The organism is Dellaglioa sp. CoH-57-MRSF-17 (assembly GCF_056782015.1).
The window spans coordinates 1-480 of sequence record NZ_JBXAXY010000048.1 but is presented as its reverse complement, the minus strand read 5'-3'; the positions used below and the strand labels follow the sequence as shown (position 1 = coordinate 480).

Below are 480 nucleotides of genomic sequence, written 5' to 3'. Positions count from 1 at the left end.
ACGGTAATCCGCTGTTGATCAATGCGCGGGACGCCGTTCCGTTCGAAGAATATGCGTCGAAAGTGCTTTATGCACAAGAACAGGGCCCTATTCCGACTGCGATCAACAGGGCGCATGCTCTGGATAGAGCTGGTATGCATGAGGCTGGTACCGCAGTGCTGCGTGCCGCATACGACGAACTGGACGACGTGCAGCTTCGGACCCGCATTCAGGTCCTGCGTGATCTGGATGGCCGCTGGAATGATCATTACGCTGGCGGTATCCAACAACGGGAACGTGAGCGGCTGGCTCGGATCGGTCGTGCATGGCCCTTTGAGGAAAAGAAATCGGACCTCGCGCGCCTGAGCGAGATCGAAGAAAAGCTCGAACGTGAGGACGCTGAGCAAGAAGCGGCCGAGGAACAACACCTCATGGAAAGCGCTCGTGCCAATCAATACCCGTCATTCTGGCGTCTGCTATTCCCGCGTCGTGCGAAGCAGG

At 57.5% G+C, this 480-nt stretch carries 1 protein-coding gene; it reads left to right on the top strand.

All coding sequences use genetic code 11. The features are described from left to right. On the top strand, positions 1 to 480 hold a 480-nt coding region (locus AC1RPJ_RS07800; RefSeq protein ID WP_481762845.1), incomplete at both ends, for a hypothetical protein.